This window comes from Algoriphagus sp. 4150 (assembly GCF_031457395.1).
Taxonomy (GTDB): Bacteria; Bacteroidota; Bacteroidia; order Cytophagales; family Cyclobacteriaceae; genus Algoriphagus.
Genome location: NZ_JAVDWS010000001.1, coordinates 208,275 through 231,933 on the forward strand (window position 1 = coordinate 208,275; position 23,659 = coordinate 231,933).

At 42.8% G+C, this 23,659-nt stretch carries 23 protein-coding genes; 17 read left to right on the plus strand and 6 right to left on the minus strand.

The annotated features are described in order from the left end of the window. The first annotated feature begins 11 nt into the window (after positions 1-11). Complete coding sequence (locus J2X69_RS00880) at positions 12-1,106, plus strand: glycosyltransferase (RefSeq protein ID WP_310096952.1); 1,095 nt, start codon at positions 12-14, stop codon at positions 1,104-1,106. 201 nt (positions 1,107-1,307) lie between these two features. Here the strand turns inward: J2X69_RS00880 and J2X69_RS00885 are convergent, their stop codons facing one another. Next, positions 1,308-2,285 (minus strand): thiamine pyrophosphate-binding protein, encoded by a 978-nt coding sequence (locus tag J2X69_RS00885; protein WP_310096955.1) that lies wholly within the window; start codon positions 2,283-2,285, stop codon positions 1,308-1,310. A gap of 374 nt (positions 2,286-2,659) precedes the next feature. Then, entirely contained in the window at positions 2,660-2,947 is a 288-nt protein-coding gene (locus J2X69_RS00890; RefSeq protein ID WP_310096957.1) for a hypothetical protein, read from the minus strand. 208 nt (positions 2,948-3,155) lie between these two features. Between J2X69_RS00890 and J2X69_RS00895 the strand changes: the two genes are divergently transcribed. From J2X69_RS00895 to J2X69_RS00910, 4 genes are all read left to right on the plus strand, one after another. After that, positions 3,156-3,899 carry a flavodoxin family protein gene (locus J2X69_RS00895; RefSeq protein WP_310096962.1) on the plus strand — a complete coding sequence of 248 codons (744 nt, stop codon included), beginning with the start codon at positions 3,156-3,158 and terminating at the stop codon, positions 3,897-3,899. Positions 3,900-4,024: 125 nt separating this feature from the next. Then, positions 4,025-4,756, plus strand: a complete 732-nt coding sequence (locus J2X69_RS00900) for a beta-phosphoglucomutase family hydrolase (protein WP_310096965.1) — start codon at positions 4,025-4,027, stop codon at positions 4,754-4,756. Beyond that, the gene (otsB, locus tag J2X69_RS00905) at positions 4,753-5,583 is read left to right on the plus strand and encodes a trehalose-phosphatase (protein WP_310096970.1); all 831 of its coding nucleotides are present in this window, start codon (positions 4,753-4,755) and stop codon (positions 5,581-5,583) included. Before J2X69_RS00900 ends, otsB begins: the two co-directional genes overlap by 4 nt. Positions 5,584-5,699: 116 nt before the next feature. Continuing rightward, entirely contained in the window at positions 5,700-8,093 is a 2,394-nt protein-coding gene (locus tag J2X69_RS00910; RefSeq protein ID WP_310096973.1) for a glycosyl hydrolase family 65 protein, read from the plus strand. A gap of 70 nt (positions 8,094-8,163) precedes the next feature. Here the strand turns inward: J2X69_RS00910 and J2X69_RS00915 are convergent, their stop codons facing one another. The 3 genes from J2X69_RS00915 to J2X69_RS00925 all read right to left on the minus strand — a co-directional run bounded on the left by J2X69_RS00915 (position 8,164) and on the right by J2X69_RS00925 (position 10,732). After that, on the minus strand, positions 8,164-9,030 hold the full coding sequence (locus J2X69_RS00915) for an EamA family transporter (RefSeq protein ID WP_310096976.1): 867 nt from the start codon (positions 9,028-9,030) through the stop codon (positions 8,164-8,166). Positions 9,031-9,042: 12 nt separating this feature from the next. After that, positions 9,043-9,429: a sensory rhodopsin transducer gene (locus J2X69_RS00920; protein ID WP_310096980.1), complete on the minus strand. Its 387-nt coding sequence runs from the start codon at positions 9,427-9,429 to the stop codon at positions 9,043-9,045. Between the two features lie 112 nt (positions 9,430-9,541). Further along, a complete protein-coding gene (locus J2X69_RS00925; protein ID WP_310096983.1) occupies positions 9,542-10,732 on the minus strand; it encodes a D-arabinono-1,4-lactone oxidase in 1,191 nt (396 codons plus the stop codon). A gap of 977 nt (positions 10,733-11,709) precedes the next feature. Between J2X69_RS00925 and J2X69_RS00930 the strand changes: the two genes are divergently transcribed. Together J2X69_RS00930 and J2X69_RS00935 are read left to right on the plus strand one after the other, a co-directional pair. Further along, positions 11,710-12,675, plus strand: coding sequence for a TIGR03885 family FMN-dependent LLM class oxidoreductase (locus J2X69_RS00930; protein WP_310096987.1), 966 nt, complete (start codon positions 11,710-11,712; stop codon positions 12,673-12,675). Continuing rightward, positions 12,668-14,296: an alpha-amylase family protein gene (locus J2X69_RS00935; protein ID WP_310096990.1), complete on the plus strand. Its 1,629-nt coding sequence runs from the start codon at positions 12,668-12,670 to the stop codon at positions 14,294-14,296. The genes J2X69_RS00930 and J2X69_RS00935 overlap by 8 nt, the downstream gene beginning before the upstream one ends. A gap of 137 nt (positions 14,297-14,433) precedes the next feature. Here J2X69_RS00935 and J2X69_RS00940 read toward each other — a convergent pair whose 3' ends face one another. Continuing rightward, entirely contained in the window at positions 14,434-14,922 is a 489-nt protein-coding gene (locus tag J2X69_RS00940; protein WP_310096993.1) for a DUF892 family protein, read from the minus strand. Positions 14,923-15,359: 437 nt separating this feature from the next. Here J2X69_RS00940 and J2X69_RS00945 point away from each other — a divergent pair, with 437 nt between their 5' ends. From J2X69_RS00945 to J2X69_RS00985, 10 genes are all read left to right on the plus strand, one after another. Further along, positions 15,360-15,572, plus strand: coding sequence for a hypothetical protein (locus tag J2X69_RS00945; protein WP_310096997.1), 213 nt, complete (start codon positions 15,360-15,362; stop codon positions 15,570-15,572). Further along, on the plus strand, positions 15,538-15,633 hold the full coding sequence (locus J2X69_RS24805) for a hypothetical protein (protein WP_409014368.1): 96 nt from the start codon (positions 15,538-15,540) through the stop codon (positions 15,631-15,633). The genes J2X69_RS00945 and J2X69_RS24805 overlap by 35 nt, the downstream gene beginning before the upstream one ends. Positions 15,634-15,734: 101 nt before the next feature. Next, on the plus strand, positions 15,735-16,190 hold the full coding sequence (locus J2X69_RS00950; RefSeq protein WP_310097002.1) for a hypothetical protein: 456 nt from the start codon (positions 15,735-15,737) through the stop codon (positions 16,188-16,190). Then, complete coding sequence (locus tag J2X69_RS00955) at positions 16,183-16,401, plus strand: hypothetical protein (protein ID WP_310097005.1); 219 nt, start codon at positions 16,183-16,185, stop codon at positions 16,399-16,401. The genes J2X69_RS00950 and J2X69_RS00955 overlap by 8 nt, the downstream gene beginning before the upstream one ends. 286 nt (positions 16,402-16,687) lie before the next feature. Continuing rightward, positions 16,688-17,020 carry a hypothetical protein gene (locus tag J2X69_RS00960; protein ID WP_310097009.1) on the plus strand — a complete coding sequence of 111 codons (333 nt, stop codon included), beginning with the start codon at positions 16,688-16,690 and terminating at the stop codon, positions 17,018-17,020. 503 nt (positions 17,021-17,523) lie between these two features. Then, positions 17,524-18,060, plus strand: a complete 537-nt coding sequence (locus J2X69_RS00965) for a dihydrofolate reductase family protein (protein WP_310097012.1) — start codon at positions 17,524-17,526, stop codon at positions 18,058-18,060. 768 nt (positions 18,061-18,828) lie between these two features. Next, positions 18,829-19,248: a response regulator gene (locus J2X69_RS00970; protein WP_310097014.1), complete on the plus strand. Its 420-nt coding sequence runs from the start codon at positions 18,829-18,831 to the stop codon at positions 19,246-19,248. Continuing rightward, positions 19,245-20,369 carry an ATP-binding protein gene (locus J2X69_RS00975; protein ID WP_310097017.1) on the plus strand — a complete coding sequence of 375 codons (1,125 nt, stop codon included), beginning with the start codon at positions 19,245-19,247 and terminating at the stop codon, positions 20,367-20,369. The genes J2X69_RS00970 and J2X69_RS00975 overlap by 4 nt, the downstream gene beginning before the upstream one ends. Before the next feature lie 479 nt (positions 20,370-20,848). Further along, positions 20,849-23,155 carry a putative monovalent cation/H+ antiporter subunit A gene (locus J2X69_RS00980; RefSeq protein ID WP_310097020.1) on the plus strand — a complete coding sequence of 769 codons (2,307 nt, stop codon included), beginning with the start codon at positions 20,849-20,851 and terminating at the stop codon, positions 23,153-23,155. Between the two features lie 92 nt (positions 23,156-23,247). Continuing rightward, on the plus strand, positions 23,248-23,658 hold the full coding sequence (locus tag J2X69_RS00985; protein WP_310097024.1) for a Na+/H+ antiporter subunit B: 411 nt from the start codon (positions 23,248-23,250) through the stop codon (positions 23,656-23,658). Position 23,659: the final 1 nt, after the last annotated feature.

The following is a 23,659-nucleotide window of genomic DNA, read 5'->3' on the forward strand; positions in this document are numbered from 1 at the left end:
CCAATTACCATATGAAACCTGAATCAACCATCGCCTTTTTTGGAAGCAGTCTCGTCAGTACCTATTGGAATAGTACCGCTACGTATTACCGTGGTATCCTGGAAGTACTGCATACGCTTGGATACAGGATTACTTTTTACGAACCTGATATATTAGAAAGACAACAAAACCGGGACATTATGGATCCTCAGTATGCCCGTGTGGTGGTTTATCAGCCCACAGTACCGGCTTTAGCTGCATGCCTGAGGGAAGCGTTGGAAGCTGATATTATAATCAAAGCATCCGGCGTAGGATTGTTTGATGAGGAAATAGAAACTTTTCTTTTGATTAACAAGGAATTGAGACAGCAGCTATTCTACTGGGACGTGGATGCACCGGCTACTTTAGCAAGGGTACAGAAGGACAAAGAGGATTATTTCAGACCATTGATTCCTTATTTTGACCATATTCTGACTTACGGAGGCGGTGAAAAAGTAAAGGATATGTACTCGAAATTTGGAGCCGGAAAAGTCACTCCTATTTACAATGCCTACAGTCCGGAGACGCATTTTCCGGTAGATGCAGATCCTGCTTACCGTGTTGATCTGGCCTTTTTGGGAAACAGGCTTCCGGATAGGGAAGAGCGGGTGGATGAGTTTTTCTTCAAAGTAGCCAAGGCTCTTCCCAGCCTTAGATTTCTGTTGGGAGGAAGCGGATGGGCAGATAAACCTATGCCTGCTAATGTGACTTATTTAGGTCATGTCTCCTCCAATCAGCATAATGTCTTCAATTCCTCCCCAATGGTAGTACTGAATATCAGTAGAAGCAGTATGGCAGAATATGGCTATTCACCGGCAATTAGGGTGTTTGAGGCTGCCGGAGCCGGAGCATGTATCATTACTGATGCATGGATGGGAGTTTCCTATTTTTTCAAACCGGAGGAGGAGATATTAGTAGTGGGAAATGGGGAGCAACTGATTGAAATTCTGCAAACATTGGACAAAGAAAAGACGAGAGAAATTGGTCGGGCAGCGCTTGAAAGGGCAAAGTCAAGCCATACCTATAGTCATAGAGTCAAGGAGCTTTTGGAAATATTCGATAGAAACAAAAACGACTTAATATCATGAAAGACCCCGTAGAATGGGGCTCGTGTAACATTACAGCCCTAAGTAAAGAAGTGACTGTTCGGGATGTGCGATTTTAGAGCTGATGTATAAATGTAACACAGTGTTGCGTTACCGTGACTACATAGCTATTTTAAATGCTCTTTATAGCTCTTTCTAACTAGATAGACACGATCTGGCAATTGGCTTGATATTGGAGTTGCTTTAGTTGTAAATATAATATCTCAATCCTATTCTTTTGGGATTGTGATCGATTTGTATTGCTTTGGCATCCTTGGGATAATATTCCAGGTAAGGCATATTACTGCCCAAAGTCAGCAGAACACCACATTCCTGCATCCAGTCTTTGGATGGTATAGTCCCCAGATGTCCTATTCCTCCTGTACAATAGGGGGAATCATCCGGCATCACTCCCTTTCCCAGTAATGCTTTGGCTACAGGCGCTCCGAGCAATTCAGCAAGCTCTCTTACTTCCTCACGTGCAGAAAGGGCTCCGCATCCTGCCAAAATACCGATTTTGTTTTCCGAATTAATAAGTTCAGCCGCCGCTTCAAGCACCTCATCTGCCGGAACTTCTATCCCGGGATTGAATCCCTGTGTGCCTTTGAGCTTTTCGTTTCCTTTTTTTGAAGGCTGATCATCTTTGTTTTCAATCTCCTGAGTGTCTTTGGCAAAGTTAAGATGCGAGACACCTGATTGATTTAAGGCTGCCCTGATGGCCAGATCTACAATACTTTCAGCCTGCTTGGGTCCGGTGATCACCTGGTTATAAGCAGTAACCTCTTTCATCAAAGAACTGACATCAATCTCCTGAATGTAATCCGTGCCTGCCAGATCCTGCACAGGTGCTCCTGTAATGGCAAGCACAGGAACGTGATCTTTGTAAGCGTCATACAATCCGGTCATCAGATGAATAGCTCCCGGTCCGGAAGTAGCCAGGCACACGCCTAATTTTCCTGTATATTTTGCATAGCCGCTGGCCATGAATGCAGCTGACTCTTCGTGACGTACCGTTATGAACTGTATTTCTTTTTGCCGTTTGCGTAAAGACTCTACTATAGGGTTGATGCGGTCTCCGATGATCCCGAATATAAATCGTACTTCCCAGTCTATCAGCTTCTGCACTAATACATCTGCGGTGTTCATTTTCGGCTGGCGTACACTGTCTTTTTCATTTTTCATAGGTATGTGGTTTTCATTTTCTTTTCTGACCTTCACTGATTTTTTGGTAGATTCTGATAGAAAATCCAATATTCATTCCTATTGTGACATAGTAAAGAACCCTAAACCTGAATGTATATAGTATACTATAGCACAGGGACTATTTAGAACTCTAGATGAGTTACTTGGTGAGACGGTTGGGATTGCTCCACGGTACTCCTAAGACTTTGTGAATAATATGTAACAGATCGTGTATATTTTAGCCCAAGGGAAACCGCTATTGGAAGTTTGTATGGAGTGAGTGTTTACTCCGCAGTGATTTATTTACTTAACCTGGATTTGGACTGAACAGCTGTAAGTACTGCTATAATGGTAATAGCTACACCCATTATAACCTATGGAATCGCCGGGATCTCTGAGAAGTTTGCAATCCAAGGGCTTAGACAAAGAAAAATTCCTAAAATGATATCAAGCACCACATGTATTCTTAAGGATATTATTCCAAAATGCTCATCCTTAAAGCGGGTAAATATACTGTAAGTCAACGTTGTCAATCCAACAAGGAAAGGAATCCAAGTTTCAGGTCCCCTCATTGTGAATCCAAATATCCAAGGGGCAAATATCAAAATTGAAGCAACGAGATAATCTAAATAGGCGTGGATTTTTGGGCTGATAAATTTCATAGGTAGCGGTCATAGTTAATAGTCCGTTCTTTTATTTTGACAAATTTTGATCCTTTTTATCCTATTCCTTTGACCCAACGCCCCCGTTAGTATTACTTACCGGCGTATACTTTGTTTGTATTGCCAGTGATCTAAAGAAGTATACTGAGAAACTAAGCGATGATACTTCTGTTGGACTCTTATATCAACTTATTTTAATGATTTTATTATGATTAAAAAATTGGATTTTAGTGGATTAAAGGCGATTTATATCAATTGCACATTGAAAAAAAATCCCATTTCAAGCCATACGTCAAAATTGATTGACGTGTCAAAAGGCATAATGGAGAGAGAGCAGGTAAAAGTTGATCAGATAAGATTTGTAGAGCATGAAGTTCCGCCGGGAGAATCTCCCGATATGACAGAATATGGATGGGATACTGATGAATGGCCGGAGTTGTTTGAAAGAATAGCTGACTCGGATATTCTTGTACTGGCAACCCCTATCTGGCTCGGGCAGCAATCTTCCCTGTCGAAAAAATTGATCGAAAGATTGGATGGAATGAGTGATAAAAGAAATTCTAAAGGGCAGAATTTCTTTTATGGAAAGGTGGGCGGATGCCTGATTACGGGAAATGAGGATGGACTCAAACATAGTGCTATGGGGATTTTGTACTCTTTGCAGCACATTGGCTATTCTATCCCGCCCCAAGCTGACTCTGGATGGATAGGGGAGGCAGGTCCCGGCCCTAGCTATGGCGATACAGAATACGAAAAGGAAGAAATTAATCCCCCAAAGGGCTACGATTCAGATTTCACCAACCGGAATGTAACTTTTATGACTTACAATTTAATGCATCTGGCTTCGATGCTCAGACAGGAAGGAGGGTATCCGGGATATGGCAACTCTGTAGATGAATGGGGAAAAGGTGAAAGGTGGGAGTTTAAACAGCCCGGAATAGGCGGTAATTAACCACCGGAGATCAGGTAAGCTTTGACCGGTTCGAATGAAGAAAGATTGTTATGAATTCTATACAGATGTGGTTTTTCTATCCCAAAGCTATAGGATGATTAAATTTTATTCCAATCGAATAAAAAATGACAGAAAACAAACACCCAACTTTCACTGCAGTCATATTGGATATGGACGGGGTAGTCACCAAGACGGCCACGCTGCATGCACAGGCATGGAAGGAGATGTTTGATGAATTCATGGAAAACAGGCAAGGCAAGGATTTTCAGCCATTGGTAATTGACAGGGATTACAAACAATATATAGACGGGATACCCCGGTTTGAGGGTGTCAGGAGATTTTTGAAATCCAGAAACATAGCAATTTCCGATGGGCAAATTGACGATAGTCCCACAGAGGAGACGGTTTATGGATTAGGCAATAGAAAGAATGAACTGTTTCGGTCTATTCTTGAGAAGAAAGGAGTTCATGTATATGAGGATACCTTGGAAATGTTGAAAAAATGGAAGAAGGCAAAATTGAAGTTGGCCATTATTTCTTCCAGCCGCAATTGCAGGCATATTATTGAATCAGCTGGACTGACAGAGCTTTTTGATGCCAGAGTAGATGGAGAGACTTTAGAGAAAGAGAACCTGAATGGTAAGCCGGATCCGGATATTTTTCTAAAAGCCAGTGAGGTTTTGGGTGTAGATGCTAAAAACGCCATCATTATAGAAGATGCCATTGCCGGAGTAGAAGCCGGTAAAAAAGGAAGATTTGGGCTCGTGGTCGGAGTGGCCAGACATGGAGAATCTAAGGAACTGAAAGATGCAGGAGCGGATATTGTGGTAGAAAAACTGACAGAACTTAGGGTATGACACAGCCGAAAAACAACAAACAGCCTTACGGCCTGCCCAGTGCCGTGGAAAATTTTAAAGAAATAGTAGGTGAAATTGGCTCAAGGCAGCCAATCCTCTTTCTTGATTACGATGGTACTTTGACTCCCATTGTAGACAATCCGGAAGAAGCGATTCTTTCCGATGAGATCAAAAAGCTAATTAAGGAGATCGCAGAAGACATATCTGTGGTGATAATCAGTGGACGTGACAGGGAAAATGTGGAATTGAAGGTGGGACTTTCGGAGTTAATCTATGCGGGCAGCCATGGCTTTGACATTGTAGGGCCAAATGGTCTGGAAATGCAGCATGAGCAGGGGCAGGAAATACTTCCGACCCTGGATGAAGCCGAAGGCAATCTAAACGAAAGATTAGATGGTATAGCAGGTGTCCAAGTAGAGCGAAAAAAATACGCTATAGCCGTCCATTACCGGAATGTGGAGAAAGATAAAGTCCCGGAAGTGAAGAAAGCAGTGCTGGAAGAATTGGACAGGCAACCACAACTTAAAAAAGGGAGCGGTAAGAAGATTCTTGAGCTTAAGCCTGAGCTAGACTGGGACAAGGGAAAGGCACTTACCTGGCTCATAGAAGCCTTGGGATCGGAAAGTAATCTGCTTTTCCCTGTTTATATAGGGGATGATATTACGGATGAAGATGCCTTTGAAGAAATGGCCGATCATGGCATCGGAATAATCGTCGGCTCTCACGATCAAAAGACACGAGCTTCATACGGTCTGAGAAATGTAGCTGAAGTCCTCTGTTTTCTGGAAAAATTTGAAATGTCGCTGAAAAGGGAAAATATCACCTAGCAATTTGTTCAGCAGTAGTTGCTGTGTGCGAGGCAACCGTCTTTATGGGTACATATTTCATTTAGTATTCATGCCTTTTCATTATCGGTAAACTGCTAAAGCATTTGAAGTTGACTATGAAAAAATTCAGCATACTATATACAGATTGGAAACCTGACGAACAAAAGCACAGGGAAGCTATTTGCACCTTGGGAAATGGCTATATAGCTACTCGTGGTGCGGCAGAAGAGAGTAATAATGATGGGGTTAACTACCCGGGAACCTATTTGGCGGGGGGATTTAACAGAGCCAAAACAGATGTGTCCGGAAGAACAATAGAAAATGAGGATTTTGTTAACTTCCCGAATTGGACTTATTTGACTTTCAGGGAAATAGAAGGAGAATGGCTGGATCTGGAAAAGTGCAAAATATTGGATTACCGGCAGGAACTTCAGATGAAAAAAGGTCTTTTAGAGCGAAATTTCAGGGTAGAAGATTCTCAGGGAAGATGTACTTCCATCCGTAGCCGCCGCATAGTAAGCATGCATCAAAAGCATATGGCTTGTCTGGAATGGACATTCCTGCCTGAAAACTGGAGCGGTAAGGTTGAATTTCGGTCAGGATTGGACGGAGATGTTATCAATGACAACGTAGAAAGATACAGTGATCTCGAAAGCCACCACTTAAACCCGCTTGACACCCGCAAGGTCAATGATAATACTATCCTGCTGTCAGTGCAGACCAAGCAGTCTAAAATCACTATGGCGCAGGCTGCCCGTACGGTTCTTTTCCATCAGGATCAAGCTATGCAGCCGGCTATTGAAATCCATCAAAAGGAAGGTTATATCAGTCAGCTATTTCGTGTTGAAGTTAAAGAAGGGCAGGAGTATATTCTGGAAAAAACTGTAGCTATCTATACTTCCCGCGATGTGGCCATCAGTGAACCGGAGCTGGAAGCATGTAAGAGCGTAAAACGTGCCGATAGATTTAAAGATTTATTATTAAGTCATAGTCATGCTTGGGATAGTCTTTGGCACCGGGCAGATATACATTTAACCAATGACGATAAAAACCAAAGGCTATTACGCTTGCATATTTTCCACATCCTGCAGACAGTCTCGCCAAATGTGATCGGTGTAGATGTGGGAGTACCTGCCAGAGGACTTCATGGTGAAGCTTACCGTGGTCATATTTTTTGGGATGAGTTATTTATTTTTCCTTTTCTGAATCTCCGTTTTCCTGAGATCACCCGAAGCTTACTGATGTATCGCTATTACCGCTTGGAAGAGGCCAAGGCTGCGGCGAAGGAGGATGGGAAAAGAGGTGCCATGTTTCCCTGGCAAAGCGGAAGCAACGGAAGGTCTGAAAGCCAAGTTCTACACTTAAATCCCAATTCAGGACGTTGGCTGGCAGACAATACCTATTTGCAGAGGCACGTGAATTCAGCTATTGCTTATAATATCTGGAATTATTTTCGAACCACCGGTGACCGGGATTTCATGTCTTTTTTTGGAGCAGAAATTTTTCTGAACATAGCTTCTTATTGGGCAAGTATGGTCACCTATAATGAAAGAGAAGATCGGTACGAAATCGTCCATGTAGTGGGGCCAGACGAATATCATACTTCTTACCCCGATTCGGAGGAGTCAGGCCTGAACAACAATGCATATACGAATGTAATGGCGGCATGGGTGATGCAAAAAGGAATAGAAATTCTGGAAATTATCGATAGCAGGCGTAGGCAGGAACTGCTCAATGAGCTGGATATCGATGCCAAGGAAATCAGGCTTTGGAAGGAAATAAGTAGCAAGATGTACGTTCCTTTTATAGAAGATGGCATCATCAACCAGTTTGATGGCTACGAAAAGCTGGAAGAATTCCCTTGGGAAGAATATCAAAAGAAGTATGAGGATATCCATCGACTTGACAGGATCCTCGAAAATGAAAACAAAGATCCCAATAGCTATAAAGCCAGCAAACAAGCAGACGTACTCATGCTTTTTTACTTGTTTTCCAGAGATGAGATCTATGCGATTTTCAAAAAACTCGGGCATGAGATGACAGAGGGGGCTATTCTTAAAAACATAGAATATTACAAAAAAAGGACTTCACATGGCTCTACCTTAAGCAGAGTGGTTTTCTCCTGGATCATGCTGAAGTACGATAAACTGCAATCATGGGAAAATTTTGAAAAAGTCCTGGTCAGTGACTTTGAAGACATACAAGGCGGCACCACCGCCGAGGGGATACATTTGGGAGCAATGGCAGGCTCGCTTGACCTTGTCCAGAGGGGATTTCTGGGATTGGAAGTAGGGGAAGAGGCGCTGTGGGTAAATCCCCACAAACTTGAGCATCTCGAGCAAGTTTCCCTCAAAATCAAGTACCGAAGCCATTGGGTGCTGATCTCTGTAGAGGATGAGTTGCTGAAAATCTCTTTTGAAGAAGGGAACAGCGATAGATTGAACATCGGTGTTATTGATAAAATACACCAATTCGAAAGGGGGGTAGTGAAGGAATTTTCTCTTGTGTGATGACAAAAGTGATTTTTAAATCATTTGATGTTCACTTTACGGGGCGATGGATAGACTTCTAAAAATCCTGTTAAGACAGAGCGATCAAAGCCAGTCCAACGGATATGATGACAATTGCCAAAAGTCTGGTTTTAAAGTTTTTTCTTTCATGCAGGAAGAAAAAGGAATAAAGGATGATCAACAGGGCACTGGATCTTTTGATGGAAATAACATAAGCCACTAAAATAAACTGGATGGCAAACATCTGTGTAAGAACACTGGTGGTACGGAAGATCCCTATCCCCAATAGCTGAAGCCACCTGCTTTTGAGTTGTTCAAGGGGGGCTTTGGATTTTATAAAGACAATAGGAATGAGGTACAGCAGGATTAAAAGATCCTTAGAAAAAGCCCAAAAAACCGGAGATGTCTCTTCGACACCGATTTTATCAATATTGGCGGTGATGCTCCATAGAAAAGCCACAATCAGCATATACCGCGAACTTTGGTTATAAACCAAGTTTTTGAACGGTGCAAAAATTTCCCTCTTGCTGCCTTCCATATTCAGCAGATAGGTGCCCGCTACAATAAATAAAATACCTCCTATTCCTGGAAGGTTTGGGAACTGCCCGATCAAAATCGGAGAACTCAACAGCATGAATAGAGGTGTCAGCGTGATCAGAGGCACGGTGACAGACAGCTCCGCCCGCTTGATGGCTTTCATATAAAGCAAAATGACCGCAAGCTGTAAAAAACTGGAGGAGATCAGGGCGACAAAAAACCGAACAGACATTTCTTCCACTCCCATCACTAATACAATGGGAGTGAGAAGGACCGAAATCACCAAATGCATAGAAAGGGCTACCGTATATTCGTCTACATACCGCAGGTTTACCTTGCTGAAAATATCTTTTAAAGCCTCTGAGATGGCTGTGCCGAAAGCTAGTATAAATCCCAGCATAATGAATTCGATCTACAAGTCCACATCAACCGGATAAGCCATGGCTCCCATAAGCCCCAATTTGCCTTCCGAGGTGATTTGCTTGCTCCACTGTACAATAACAGGCGCACTGCTCTGTAACACGGCGCCATACTGCACACCCAGAGGAATAGCATGGGGATCGATGAGGTCGTTTATCCGAAACTGCCTCACGCGTTCCGCTTTGACTGTGATTTTATATCCTGATACCGGATCCCGGTCAGCGTAGTAAATGGTGATCAAAATGTCAGCATCCTTTTGGGAGGTATTCAGGATGGAGATTTCATCCTTACTGAGCATCTCCGGCTCTTTTCCCGAACTTTCCGCAGGGATAAAACCTCCCGGAAATCCCCATATCTTTTTGCCCCAGTTCTTTTTCATCTGTTTATATTTTGATTTTTAATGGTCAGATGGAATCTCGCACTGCGAATAATCATCCCTCTCCCGAAGCAAGTTCGGGACAAGTTGTGTGTCGTCTTCGACATGCTCGATTTCATACATCTAAAATTTGTTTCAAATAATCATTCAGAAAGATCCCTTCAGGGTCAAGTTCTCTTCGCAACTGCATAAATTGCTCCCATTTAGGATATAAACATCTTAGTCCTTCAGCAGTAAGAGAATGTTTTTTTGCCCAATGTGGGCGCCCGCCATAAGCTCTGAAGATTGGTTCTATGTCGTCAAAATAGGATTGATATTCAAGCTCGTTATTTTGAAGTATTGAAATGCTCACCGAATCCTGGGAAAATGAGGGACTTAAAAATACCTCATCGGCAGCAATGGTCCTATACAGAATTCTCCAGCCTACATAGTGCCGGTGTTTTTCTTTGATGCGCTTTCGTATCTCCTGAAAACAGTCGGGTCCTGATTCTAAAGGAAGTAGGTATTCCATCTCCTCAAATTTAAGGTCGCGCTCTTGGGGAAGGATCTGATACAGCCAGCCTTCCTGCTCTTTTGCAGGAACTCCATAAGCAGGCCTTTGTACCTTATCTTCGGCTCGGTTGCAGATTCTAAGCTTTACCAGATCGTTTCTGGGATACCAGTAGAAATCAAACATCGTATTACCTTCGATCAGCTTATCCAAGTTTTCCAAACATGCCTCGGTCCGAGACCAAAATTCCTGCCTGATGAATTTATCAGCCGGCACTGTCTGTAAGGTGAACTGAGTGATAATTCCCAAAGCCCCTAAAGAGATCTTTGCTGCATTGAGCTTCAGTGGATCATTTTCATCAATATCATGTATTTTTCCATGTCCGTCCACCAGCCGGCAGCCCGTAATCATGCCGGCAAGGTTCTGAAGTTTTCTGCCCGATCCATGTGTTCCTGTGGCAAAAGCACCTCCTAAAAATTGCTTATCTACATCGCCGGTGTTGTGCATGCTTAGTTTATGTTTGATGAGTAATTTTCCGGTTTCTTTAATGTCTGTTCCCGGCAGCATGACCACACGGTTGTGTGATGGATTATGATCTACCATACCCTTAAGCTCTTCCAAACTCATGAATATATTATCGGTGACTACCAAGGGCACCGATGAATGGCCAGCACCTACCACACGGATCTGTTTTCCTTCCATTTTTGCCCGAAGGATTACTTGCCTGACACCCTCCTCATCTCGTGGCTTCTCTATTTCTCTTGGGGTGAATCGAATACTTCCTGACCAATTCTGCCACTTTTTTTTCATTTTCATTGAGTATTTGGTTTAAAAAACATGGACAACCGCGCTTAGCATAAAGAGCTGATAGCGCCCCAATCCGCTGAATTAGGCCTGAATACTCAGTTCAATCTTAATGCTCCAGCCTATGAATGTTGTCCTGACCAAAATTGGGCACCGATCTAAGTGAATGCGAGTTTCTGTCGGTTCTATAAAGCAGGCTGAATAGGGCCTTAAGAAGTATTACAGAACTGAGATGGGTTTGGAATTTTGCAGTTTTAGTGCCGGAAAGATTGTAATCGCTATTCATTTACCTTTCCGAAAAAAAGGTTCTATGATTTGCTGCCTGTTAAAACGAAATTCCCTATTAGAAGCAGAAAGAGCACTTCCCTTTTGACTATCCAGGGGTATTATCATGGTCACACTACAGTCATTCTGTAAAAGGCTATAATTTTTAGTTGCCTCCCCCGCATTGAGGAAAAAAGGCAACGCTTTGCATAACTTTTAGTACATGGCTTAGCATGTTTAGCCATTCCTTAGGCAAGACAGCAGAAAGCCCCTGTTCAGCCTTTTTGCTGCCTACATACAGGTAGCACAGTAATCAAAGGGGAAAATCTTTGCTCCTTCAGAAAGGAGGTGCTGGTCTCAGTACAATTTGTTTTTCCGTCCTTGCATGGTTTTGGTTAAAAATCGATGAGGGTATACGCTATTCTAAGTGGAGCTCTGATACTTCGGTCTCTGCATACACGTGTATCTAGCTCGGGACAGCGTCACCAATAAGGCCACGCAGTGCATACCTAATAATTATCAGATTGATTCCACAACTCGGCAAAGGCAGATTTAACTTATGAAATCGAGCCTACCTGAGGCAGGCATGATCCCGTACCTACGGGAACACACAACTTGTCCCGAACTTGCTTCGGGAGAGGGATGATTATTCACCGAGCGAGATTCCATCCCGTTTCCTTCGTCACGGGACAAGTTATGGCCATTGAAAAACAAATTATAATCACATGAAAATAGGATTTCACGCTTCTCAAGAACAGTTTTCTCCATCACATCTGCTACACCTTGTGCTTATGGCAGAAGAAGCCGGATTCAGGATGGTGACTACATCGGATCACTTTCATCCTTGGAGTGAGAGGCAGGGTCAAAGCGGTTTTGCGTGGAGTTGGTTGGGAGCTGCCATGCAGGCTACCTCGCTGGAATATGGCATTGTGAACGCCCCCGGGCAGCGGTATCACCCGGCGGTCATGGCTCAGGCAGTGGCAACACTGCTCGAAATGTTTCCGGGGAGATTTTGGATGGCTGCGGGGAGCGGGCAGGCACTTAATGAAAACATAACGGGAGAACGCTGGCCTTCCAAAGCCGAACGCAATAAGCGCTTGTATGAATCAGTGGCGATGATGCGCGAGTTGTGGAGAGGGGATTATGTGAATTTTGAGGGTACGGTCAAAGTAGAAAACGCCAAACTTTTTACCAGACCGAATGAATCCCCCTGTGTCTATGGTGCAGCGCTGACTGAAGCTACCTCGGGCTGGCTCGGGGAATGGGCTGACGGGCTAATCACCATTTCCCGCCCTCTGGATGAACTGAAAAAACTGGTGAAGGCATTCACTCAAAATGGGGGAGAAGGGAAGCCCCTTGTGCTGAAAATGCAGGTGTCCTACGCTGAAAATGAGGAGAAAGCGCTGGAGGGAGCTTGGGATCAATGGAGAAACAACATTTTTCCGAGCAGCCTGCTCGCAGAATTGAATACACCGGCCCAGTTTGATGAACTCGGTCAAAGCGTCCGAAAGGAAGATATGGCTAAGCACGTGCTGATAGGAAGTGATGCAGGCAGATTTACGGAGGCAATCAGGGAGTATGCGGGTCTGGGTTTTAGTAAAATCATTATTCACAATGTAAATAAATGGCAGGAAGATTTTATATCCTTTTTCGGAAAAGAAGTCCTCCCTGATCTGAAGGAAAATGAATAAACTCTGGTATAAAAATGCGGTGATTTACTCTCTGGATGTGGAGCTTTTTAGGGATTCCAACGGAGACGGAGTAGGAGATTTTCCGGGTCTGATTGAGCGACTCCATTACCTTGCCGGGCTGGGAGTAGATTGTGTATGGCTTCAGCCCTTTTATGACTCTCCCAATAAGGATGACGGATATGATGTTAGTGACTATTATGAAGTTGATAAAAGACTTGGAGACCTCGGCCATTTTGCGGCGCTGGTAGATGCTGCTGATGAAGTCGGAATCAGGATTATAATAGATCTGGTGGTCAATCATACCTCCAAAGAGCATCCTTGGTTTCAGCAGGCCAGAAAAAGCAGGGAATCAAAATACAGGGATTATTACATCTGGTCGGACCACAAACCGGAAGACGATGGGGAGCATGCCGTGCTGGAAGAACTACAAGACCATTCCAACTGGGAATATGACAGGTCTGCGAAGAAGTGGTATTACCATACTTTTTTCCCTCACCAGCCTGATCTCAACATTTCAAATCCTGACGTGAGGGACGAGATCATCCGAGTGATGCATTTTTGGCTCAAGCTGGGAATATCCGGATTCAGAATAGATGCCACTCCACACATGTTCAGGGAAAAAGGAAGTGAGAAATTTAAGGGGGATCCTTTGCAGATTCTACGGGATTTCAGGGAGTTTACAGAAATCCATAACCGAGACGCGGTTCTGTTGGCAGAAGTGGATGTAGACCCAAAGGAATATGGGAAGTTTTTTGGGAATCAGGATAAAATGCACATGCTATTTGATTTTTTTCTCAATAATTCGATTTTTCTGGCTTTGGCCCGTGGAAAGGCGATCCCTATTAGGAAAGCACTGAGGAAACTGCCCAAACTAGGCGAGAGGGAGCAGATGGCCAACTTCCTCCGCAACCATGACGAGCTGAATTTAAGCCAGCTTAGCGAAAAGGAAAAGGAGGAAGTGTTCAGCGTATTTGCACCGGAGGAAAGAATGAGGATTTTTGACCACGGTATTAGAAGGCGTCTTGCTCCTATGCTCAGCAACGATAGAAAAAAACTGGAGATGGCGTATAGTCTGCTTTTATCTCTGCCGGGAACACCGGTGATCCGCTATGGACAGGAGCTGGGAATGGGAGAAAATCTGGCGTTAAAAGGACGGGAAAGCGTGCGTACCCCCATGCAGTGGGATAACGGAAAAAATGGCGGGTTTTCTGAGGCCTCCGAAGCTCAATTGGTGAAGGCGGTTTTATCAGAAGGAGACTTTGGCTATAAGAAGCTAAACGTAACGGATCAGCACCGCAACCCCGAATCCATGCTAAACTGGATGGGGAGATGTATCAGTTTCAGAAAGGAGATGGTCGAAATCGGATATGGAAAATGGGAGATCGAAAAGGTAAATAACCCAAGCGTACTTGCTTTGAGCTTTCATTACAAAAATCGGGTAGCGCTAATTCTTCACAATTTTTCCGATAAAGAGATCACGGTGTCCCTGCAATTTACCGGGTCGGATAAGATGCTGGATGTATTTGGGGATGAAAAATATGAACAATTTGACCCGAAGTCAGGGGAAATAAAACTATCCGGTTTCGGATATCGCTGGATACGTAAACGGAACATATTCTAACCAAAATAACTCATGGAGAAAACTCTTGGAAAACACATTGGTAATGGATGTCATGTTTTTGATGATTTAATTTGTTGCCCGATGCTCGAGGGGCAAAAATGTCCGGATGAACTTACCGCGTTGGGGTAAGACTTTTATTATGGGGGCGTTTGTACGGTTTCATTCATGTTATCTTCAAAAATTGCCTTGCAGTGTATTCTTCCCAGAGCGTCTGCAAGAGAGATGAGATCTCCATAGGTTTTCATTTCATACTGATCTATTTGCTGCATCAAATGTAGCAGCCGATCCTGCTTATGTTCGGGATCCAGTTTCTGTTTATTCAGCAGATCTTCAGCCTGATCCAGCCAGTTCTGTATTTCATCACATTTTTTGCCCGTGGCTTTCTGGTTCAGGTATCCAAAGGCCTTTTCCAGACGGGTGATGTGACGAAACGTGGATTTTCGCTGCCTGTCAAATGTTGCTGCGAGTTCTTGGGAGTGAATACTGTCCTGGAATTTTGGGATGGTTCCAAACAGTTTGTTTTCTGCCCAGTATATTCCGCGCAGCTGTTGAATTAACTGCTCTTCCGGTTGGAGTCCGGCAATCATTTGCTTCCCATCAAGATGTTGTGTTTCCGTGTTTTTCATAGGTGTAGTGGTTAAAGAAAAATATAGAATTGATACTGCGGTATGGCCGGCAGTCCATTTTATCTAAGCAACTCAGTTGCCAAGGGAATAAATTGTAACTATGAAATCAAGTATGTCTCAAGCTTATTCCCTATAGCCAACCCAATGTCTACCCCAAGCAGTGTGACTATACTTGGAAACCCTATTTTTAGATTATCTCTTAAATTGGAAAAAAATCGTATTGAACACTGTATAAACCTTGTGGGGATAGATAGGACTGGGGTTATTCAGTTTGAAAGTGTGACTTATTTGTTACTCATTACCGGCCAATAATATCCCCTTTATCCTAAAGTATGTATTGCGCATGGGTATGCCCATGTTTTTTGACCGGAATAGTTTTGGCGAAATAGAGACTGTATAGTTGAATTTTAAACATACAGTAACCAAACAACCAAATTATGAGCGCGCACAAACAAAGACCCGGCAGACATGGTAAATATTACTACATGCTTATAGTTTTTTTCTTGTCTGCTGCATGTGGAGAGGGAAATAAAGACACTCGGATAGATGATGATAATGAACAGGACAAGACATTTGCGGTAGGAGCGTCTTATTCCAATCTGGGCCGAAATCAAGATGGGAGAACTGGCACAACCCAAAGCGGTTTCTGAGTCAGTGGTCCAATTTGCCGAAACCATGGTGAATGAACATGCCACACATTTAATATTCTAAATGGGCTACTCAGTTGCACGCATTCTAGGCAGAGAACCCGGTAGATCATTAGCGCTTTTTGTGGCATAATTTATTAAAAGTCAAAGTATTAAACTACTGTTATGGAAGAATTACTTAATTCTGAATATTGGGAAAATTCAGTACAGGAATATTTAATTATGCTTGGAGGAATTATCTTAGGGCTAGCGCTGGTTAAGATCTTCAAGAATGTACTATTGAAGCGCATTAGCCACGCGGTTTCAAAAACCAAAACTACAATTGATGATTTTATAGTCGAGAGCATAGGGCTTTATGTGGTGCCTATGGTCTATTTTACCGTTATTTATGCGGGTCTGAAAACTCTCGTTTGGCCTGAAAGGATGACTGCCATTATGGAGGTAGTGTATGTGGTTATCCTGACCTATTACTCTATCGTGCTAATTTCAGGTGTTATCCGCATGTTGCTGCAGTCATACATTAGAAGGCAGGAAGGTGGAAGAAAAGGTGAAGCAGATGGGAGGAGTTATATTGATTATCAATGGGATAATCTGGATGATCGGGTTGATTTTTATGCTTAGTAATTTCGGATATGATGTCTCCGCAATCATAGCCGGAATGGGGATACAGCAGGAATTCAACTTTCAGATTTTTCAGAAGTTTGGTGAAATGGGAATATCCATTGCATTCCCTACCCGCACTCTTTATCTGCGCAATGAAAATGGAATGAAACTCAAGGTCGATATGGAGAAAAAACCTCAGGGGCAGCTTAGAGAAAAGGTGGGCAATTAGGACGATTTTCCACTAAGTTTTAGAGGAGACACCCCATTTCAAAATTCAACTTGTTGCGTGGATTCAACGGGTTGAGAAGATATCTCCCACTATAAATATGTGTACTTGTGGTGAGTATATATGGAAGGTTTGGTGTGGAAAAATCTACTGCTGCCTTTAGCATCCTGTTAAGCTGGTTTTTATAGTTGGATGGTATACTTTAGTGCAGTCACCGAGGGTCAGTTTCATGGGATTTGTTGACATGGCTGGTTTTTTGGTTTATAAAATGAAATAAACCCTGATTATAATGACAAGCTTGATACCTCTTAAAAGTGATTGTTCTGAGGCACTTGGGCAGTGCATTAAGGAATGCCAATACCTAATAGCATCCATTAAAGACAAAGAAATTGCTGGATTGGAGAAATGCGAGGAACTTGCCCAACTCTGTATCGAAGCCTGTGCAGAATGCATTGATGCTTGTGAATCCGCAAGATTAGATCGCGGCAAAATGATGCTGGCTTGTGTAGAAGCATGCAAAAACTGTGCGTCAGAATGTGAAAAGCATGACCTAGTTGAATGTGATAGATGTGCCGGAGCCTGCAATGAATGCTTGGAAGAATTGGGACATGTCTTAGCTTAATCTCTATTGATATCTTACGATGTAAATAACGCCGTTAGTGTCATCGGAAAGCAACAAGTCTCCGGATAAAGTGAGAGTTAAACCTACCGGTCTGCCAAAGTGAGATCTATCACAATCCACTAAGCTCCCTGCCATGAAATCCTCGAATGCGGTCGGTTGCCCATTTTCAAACCTGATTCTACTAATCATATATCCATTCGGGGAGCTCCTGTTCCAGGAACCTCTGAAAGCAACAAATGCATCCCCTTGGAAGTCAGAAGGAAATTGGTGTTCAGCAGTAGCTTTTTCCAGGCTTAGTTTCAGCAGGAAGGTTGAGTTTACACTAGTGAAGTCTTTTGAGTAGCCTTTGAGAAATAGAAGAAAAGCAGGAGAGCTCCGCGATCATGGTCTGTGCCCACAGACCACTCAGCTTGACAGACAATGTCACCTTTTGATGCTTTTATAAGCTGTCTATAGTAAATCATCGGCTAATTTTGGGATGATAAACATATAAAAAAAGGACAATGCGAAAATTATCACTTTTCATAGCTACCAGTTTGGACGGTTACATTGCGAAGCCAAATGATGACCTTGGTTTTCTCAAGTTAGTCGAAAAAGAAGGGGAGGATTATGGGTATTCTGAATTTACTGCCACTATTGATACAATCATTCTTGGTAGAAAAACCTACGATTGGGTACTTAGGGAAATTGACACTTCCCATTACGATAATGGGGAAAGAAATGTGTACGTCATTACCAAAACAAAAAGACCGGATGTCGGCAAAACAAAGTTCTATAACGGAAGCCCAACTGAACTGGTGCAGCAACTAAAAAGTGAAAATGGGAAAAATATCTTTTGTGACGGCGGTGCAGAAATAGTGAATGAATTGTTGGAAAGTGACCTGATTGACGAATTTATCATTTCGATTGTGCCTGTATTGGTGGGTGACGGAATAAGACTTTTCAAAGACGGAAGACCTGAACAACAACTGAATCTCGTAAAAGCAAAAACATTTGATACAGGTCTTACCCAACTGCATTACAAACGAAAGAGGAAATAGAAAACTATAAATTCAGTCAAACAAAAAAATAAATAAATAGCTGACCTATTAATTGTCTCCTTTGCGAAATTCTTGAGTTTGCCACCGACTGAATGCAACCATACATCCTGCAGAGGCAGGTAAAGACATTGGCACATTCACGATATGATATGGCAGTAGAGATCTAATTGGTAGAGAGTGAAGCTGTTTTTACGTAAAGAGATGGGATTATGTGCAGTTCCGCAACTAAGTATACGGTCTAAAAATTTCAAATGGGATGATCTCCATTTTAAGTTTAAGTGTTTTTCCACCCTGCCAAGATTGGAGAAAATCCCTTATATTCGAATAATGAGGGATTGGATAGTAATTAATTATTTGTCCCCATCGGGCGATCCCTTCAAAAGCCTTATGCTGATGGACCCTTCGACTGCGGGAGGAGCTGGGAGCTGTACTATGAGCCCGGATGTAGTGATTATAATGATTTTTGAAGTTTGAAAACGGATCGAAATAGAAGAGTACCGGAATACTCATTATTCCAAGATTAGACAGGGAGGTAGTTTTTATTCTTAATTTATCAGTTGAGTGGGTTGGGAGGTGTTTTGGGTTTTAGATTCAAAATCGTCAATAGAAACAAAAAATTCGATAATTTTATCCTTAAGTGTAACGGGTTGATTTTGGTGTTAAACTATTGAATTTCAATAGTTTTATATGTGTGAAAGCCTCCGTTTTTCCTGTTGAATTTCTCGGAAAAACTATCCCGAATTCACGTTAAAATAGAAAAAAACCGATATGGCCGGCCTTAACTTTCTTTTAATAGACGATGATCCGGATGAGAAGGAATTCTTTGAGATTGCGTTGAAAAAAGTCCCGTTTCCAATTGAGTTTTCCTATGCTTCTGATGGAATGAGTGGCCTTAGGTTGCTCTCGAATCCGCTTTATACACCTGATTTTATTTTTTTAGATTTGAACATGCCTATTCTTTCAGGAAAGGAGTGCCTTGTCCGGATTAGACAACTACCGGGATACCTCGAAATTCCTATAATTGTTTATTCTACTTCATCTTACCAAGCTGATATTGAAGACTCAAAAAAAATGGGAGCTTCACATTTTTTCATAAAAGTTTATAAATTGGATATTTTGGCAGAGACTATTACTAAGTTGGTTTCAGGAAATACTCTTCCTTTTGTACTGAATTCTTACACCCTATGAAAGACAATCCCGTTGCCCACACCTTCCCTATAGAGTACCGCTTTCAGCGGATGATTGAAGAAGTACAGGATTACGCCATAATATTATTAGACGCTGATGGGAACGTCCAAAATTGGAACAAAGGCGCTGAAAAAATAAAAGGATATTCCGAAAGAGAAATTTTAGGTAAAAATTTCAGTGTATTCTATCTTATGCAAGACCGGGAAGAGGGGCTTCCATTGAGGCTGATCGAAGAAGCTAAGGTAAATGGAAGAGCTACACATGAAGGTTGGCGGGTACGTAAGGATGGAAGTGCATTTTGGGGAAATATAGTAATTACGGCCCTGCATGACGAAGCTGATCAGGTGATTGGGTTCACCAAAGTAACCAGGGACCTTACTGAGCGTAAGCTCGCAGAAGAGCAAAAAGAACGGGATGCCATAAGTATTGAAATGCAAAATAAGCAGTTAAAAGAATTTGCTTATGTTGCCTCTCATGACCTTCAAGAGCCTATAAGGAAGATACGGGCGTTTGTCGATCTTGCCCGACTGGAAATTGACAACAGAGAAAATCTGGAATGGTATTTAGAGAAGATAGATACCAGTGCCGAGAAGATGATCCAGCTTATAAAGGATGTCCTTGATTTCTCCAGAATTTCACATGACTCTTTAGTCTTTACTGATGTTGACCTGAATTTTACAGTAAAGAATGTATTATTGGAATATGAGATGCTGATAGCTGAAAAACAGGTGAAAATTGAGTTGTCTGACTTGCCTGTTATCAAAGGGATCCCTATTCAGCTTTATCAATTATTTAGTAATCTGATTAGCAATGCCATAAAATTTAATTACGGAGAGCCTCAAATCACCCTTGAATCTTCCTACTTTGATGGGGATGGTTCTTCTTCGAGACAGGTAGGTTATCTTATTTCCATAACAGATAATGGGATTGGTTTTGAACAGGAATATGCCGAGCAGGCTTTTCAACCATTCAAGCGGCTTTCGAAAGAATTTGAAGGAACAGGAATTGGACTTGCTCTTTGTAAGAAGATTGTTGAAAATCACAAAGGGTCGATTAGCGTGAAAAGTAAGTCCGGAAAAGGCACAACGTTCACTATTTTTTTTCCTATGACCCTTAGTTGAGTAGACCTCTGATTACCCGCAGTAATGCCATGCTCTCAAGTTGCTCATTATGACTGATTACCGGTGTCTTACAATTGGATTTCTTGCCCGTTTTCCTGCACCGGACCTCATCGCTTCCGGTGCTAATTATTATAAGGCAATGGAGGTCAAGCCTCCCAATCCACCTCATGCCAATCGTGTTCCGTTATCTTTTACTAGAGAACTGTCTGCTGACTTTTGCCGTCTTCCGGGCATAAATCCGTAAATCATCAAACACTTTTGGATACTGAAACCAAAATGGGAATACCAAACGTGTACCCTCTACTAAAGGTCATAGAGAGGTCTTTGGTCCGGCTAAGCACTAGCAACATTGTAGATAATCACATAAATATTTTAGCGCTTTTACTACTATTAAACCATTCTCCAATAATCCAACAAAAGCCTTAAACTTTCTTTTTTGTAATTTAGAATTTTAACTGCCAAAAACACTTGGGAAACACATGATTCTAGCCATACTTTCGGGATTTATCATAGCAGCGATGATTCCCTTTCTTAGCAAATTGGTCAAAGGCAAAGGGGCCATTTTGATGCCTTTTTTGCCGTTGCTTCTATTTGTGTACTTTCTTGGCTACCTCCCACAGATCAGCAATGGGGATACGGTCGACTTAATTTATCAATGGGTTCCCAGCATAGGGATTAATCTGGCTTTCCACTTGGATGGATTATCCCTGCTATTTGCTTTGATGATTACTGGGATCGGTGCGTTGGTGTTTTTCTACACGGTCAGCTACCTCAAAGGCCATGTTTACCTCGATAGATTTTACGGATATCTCAGCATGTTTATGGCTTCAATGCTGGGGCTTGTACTTTCTGACAATATTATTACCCTGTTTATTTTTTGGGAACTGACCAGTATCAGTTCATTCTTCCTGATCGGGTTCAATAATGAAGATCCCAAATCCAGAAAATCAGCGCTATTGGCGCTAAGTATTACGGGAATGGGGGGCTTATTTCTATTGGTAGGCATGATTTTATTGGGAGCGGTAGGTGGTTCCTATTCTTTTCAGGAGTTGCTTTCACAGCGCAGTCTTATCCTTGAGCATAGTAGCTATGGGTGGATTATTGGCTTACTGTTCTTGGGGGCATTTACCAAATCTGCCCAATTCCCTTTTCACTTCTGGCTTCCGGGTGCGATGAAGGCACCTACACCGGTAAGTACCTACCTCCATTCAGCGACCATGGTCAAGGCAGGGATTTATTTGCTGGCGAGATTTACACCACTGTTGGGCAGTACTCCCTGGTGGAATACGACTTTGATTATTGTGGGAGCAGTGACCATGGTATATGCGGCCCTTCATTCTGTTTTGCGAATCGATATGAAGGGTATTTTGGCATACTCCACCATAGCTGCATTGGGTATATTGGTTTTCCTGATTGGCCTCGGCACTGAGGAAGCGCTCTTGGCAGCGTCGGTATTTATACTGGTTCATGCCTTGTATAAAGCCACCCTCTTTTTGGTAACAGGCATCGTGGACCATGAGACCGGTACGCGGGATGTGACAGCTTTGGGTGGATTGCGAAAAGTAATGATGCCGGTAGCCATCGCTGCGGGATTGGCGGCACTTGCCAATGCGGGGACCCCGCCTTTTCTGGGCTTTATCGGCAAAGATTTGATTTATGAGGCCACACTTCATTTTGGTGATTGGGCATACGTGCTTACGACTGCAGCCATATTGACGAATATCTGCCTCCTTTGTGCGGGATTACTGGCCGGATTTAAGCCATTTGCAGGCAGTCTTCCTGCCCGGTTTGAAAAGGCCCATCTCCCTCATCCCACGATGTGGGTGCCTCCTTTGATCCTTGCAGGGTTGGGATTGCTTTTTGGGCTGTTTCCGGGGCTGATCGATCAAACGTTAATCCAGCCCGTTTATAGCAGCATGTCTGGGAATGCTGTCCAGCAGCATATTCAGCTTTGGCACGGCTTCAACCTAATTTTAGGACTGAGCGTCCTGACGCTTACCCTAGGTGTGGTGCTCTACTTGCAGTTGAAACCGTCTGAGCGACTGTTTGGGACCACACTGAAGTTTGAATGGCTAAGTCCTCAGTCTATTGCCGCTTTATTAGGTAGGCTTTTCACCAAGTTTGCCGGTTTGTGGACCGGTTTTTTTCAAAACGGCTACTTGAGAAATTACGTGATCACCATTCTGGCTTTTCTAACCATCCTACTAGGCCTTAGGCTTTATCAGGGAGTCAGCCTAGTTATAGACGCTTCCAAGCTCACAGAACTGACGATTTACGAAGTTATAGTGGTGATCATTATGTTTGTCTCTATCATTTTTACTGTTTTCTCCAGATCCCGCCTCGTGGCAGTGGCATCGCTCGGTGTGATCGGCTATTCTATCTGTCTGATTTTCTTGTTTTATTCAGCTCCGGATCTGGCAATGACACAGTTTTCCATAGATACCTTGACAGTGATCTTATTTGTTTTGGTGATTTATAATCTACCGAGATACAATACCTTCTCCAGCAAAAGTATTCGTCTCAGAGATGGGGTGCTGTCCATATTTTTCGGTACGCTGATAGCGGTGCTTACCCTTGAGGTATTGTCAGAACCGCTTAATAGGGAAACTTCCATCTTCTACGCCGAAAGCTCCTACCTGTTGGCCAAAGGGAAAAATGTAGTCAATGTGATTCTGGTGGATTTTAGAGGGTTTGATACCATGGTGGAAATCACCGTGCTGGTTATTGCCGCTATAGGCGTATTTAGTTTGTTGAAGTTGAGGCTTAAAAGCATAGAAAAAGAATAGTATGAAATCGAGTATGACGCAAGCGACACACACTGGAATGATTATCCTGCATGCGAGATTCCATGTGGCCAATAGAAAACAATTATAAACACATGAAATCGATCATTTTCAAATCCGCATCCACTTATCTCTTACCGCTGTTGGTTTTATTTTCGGTATTTATCCTGTTGCGAGGACATTATCTTCCGGGAGGTGGATTTGTAGGCGGGCTGATTGCCTCCATTGCATTTGTCATCCATTCCTTTGCCAATGGTCTGGAGACAACCAAAAGTTTGATTAAGTTTCACCCGGGGTTTCTGATGCCAATAGGTCTGAGCATTGCCCTGCTGAGTGGAATGGTCCCTCTTTTAATCGGAGAGAGCTTTATGACCGGCCTTTGGTTTGATGAGCCTCTGCCGGTGATAGGAATGATAGGCACTGCCTTATTTTTTGATACAGGAGTTTACCTCGTGGTCATCGGGGTGACACTGACTATTATTTTCACCATTTCGGAAACTATTTAAT

Bases quoted from the DNA above. Each gene is read 5' to 3' on its own strand.
- J2X69_RS00880 (WP_310096952.1), top strand. From the start codon at position 12: ATGAAACCTGAATCAACCATCGCCTTTTTTGGAAGCAGTCTCGTCAGT.
- J2X69_RS00885 (WP_310096955.1), bottom strand. From the start codon at position 2,285: ATGAAAAATGAAAAAGACAGTGTACGCCAGCCGAAAATGAACACCGCA.
- J2X69_RS00890 (WP_310096957.1), bottom strand. From the start codon at position 2,947: ATGAAATTTATCAGCCCAAAAATCCACGCCTATTTAGATTATCTCGTT.
- J2X69_RS00895 (WP_310096962.1), top strand. From the start codon at position 3,156: ATGATTAAAAAATTGGATTTTAGTGGATTAAAGGCGATTTATATCAAT.
- J2X69_RS00900 (WP_310096965.1), top strand. From the start codon at position 4,025: ATGACAGAAAACAAACACCCAACTTTCACTGCAGTCATATTGGATATG.
- otsB (WP_310096970.1), top strand. From the start codon at position 4,753: ATGACACAGCCGAAAAACAACAAACAGCCTTACGGCCTGCCCAGTGCC.
- J2X69_RS00910 (WP_310096973.1), top strand. From the start codon at position 5,700: ATGAAAAAATTCAGCATACTATATACAGATTGGAAACCTGACGAACAA.
- J2X69_RS00915 (WP_310096976.1), bottom strand. From the start codon at position 9,030: ATGCTGGGATTTATACTAGCTTTCGGCACAGCCATCTCAGAGGCTTTA.
- J2X69_RS00920 (WP_310096980.1), bottom strand. From the start codon at position 9,429: ATGAAAAAGAACTGGGGCAAAAAGATATGGGGATTTCCGGGAGGTTTT.
- J2X69_RS00925 (WP_310096983.1), bottom strand. From the start codon at position 10,732: ATGAAAATGAAAAAAAAGTGGCAGAATTGGTCAGGAAGTATTCGATTC.
- J2X69_RS00930 (WP_310096987.1), top strand. From the start codon at position 11,710: ATGAAAATAGGATTTCACGCTTCTCAAGAACAGTTTTCTCCATCACAT.
- J2X69_RS00935 (WP_310096990.1), top strand. From the start codon at position 12,668: ATGAATAAACTCTGGTATAAAAATGCGGTGATTTACTCTCTGGATGTG.
- J2X69_RS00940 (WP_310096993.1), bottom strand. From the start codon at position 14,922: ATGAAAAACACGGAAACACAACATCTTGATGGGAAGCAAATGATTGCC.
- J2X69_RS00945 (WP_310096997.1), top strand. From the start codon at position 15,360: ATGAGCGCGCACAAACAAAGACCCGGCAGACATGGTAAATATTACTAC.
- J2X69_RS24805 (WP_409014368.1), top strand. From the start codon at position 15,538: ATGGGAGAACTGGCACAACCCAAAGCGGTTTCTGAGTCAGTGGTCCAA.
- J2X69_RS00950 (WP_310097002.1), top strand. From the start codon at position 15,735: ATGGAAGAATTACTTAATTCTGAATATTGGGAAAATTCAGTACAGGAA.
- J2X69_RS00955 (WP_310097005.1), top strand. From the start codon at position 16,183: ATGCTTAGTAATTTCGGATATGATGTCTCCGCAATCATAGCCGGAATG.
- J2X69_RS00960 (WP_310097009.1), top strand. From the start codon at position 16,688: ATGACAAGCTTGATACCTCTTAAAAGTGATTGTTCTGAGGCACTTGGG.
- J2X69_RS00965 (WP_310097012.1), top strand. From the start codon at position 17,524: ATGCGAAAATTATCACTTTTCATAGCTACCAGTTTGGACGGTTACATT.
- J2X69_RS00970 (WP_310097014.1), top strand. From the start codon at position 18,829: ATGGCCGGCCTTAACTTTCTTTTAATAGACGATGATCCGGATGAGAAG.
- J2X69_RS00975 (WP_310097017.1), top strand. From the start codon at position 19,245: ATGAAAGACAATCCCGTTGCCCACACCTTCCCTATAGAGTACCGCTTT.
- J2X69_RS00980 (WP_310097020.1), top strand. From the start codon at position 20,849: ATGATTCTAGCCATACTTTCGGGATTTATCATAGCAGCGATGATTCCC.
- J2X69_RS00985 (WP_310097024.1), top strand. From the start codon at position 23,248: ATGAAATCGATCATTTTCAAATCCGCATCCACTTATCTCTTACCGCTG.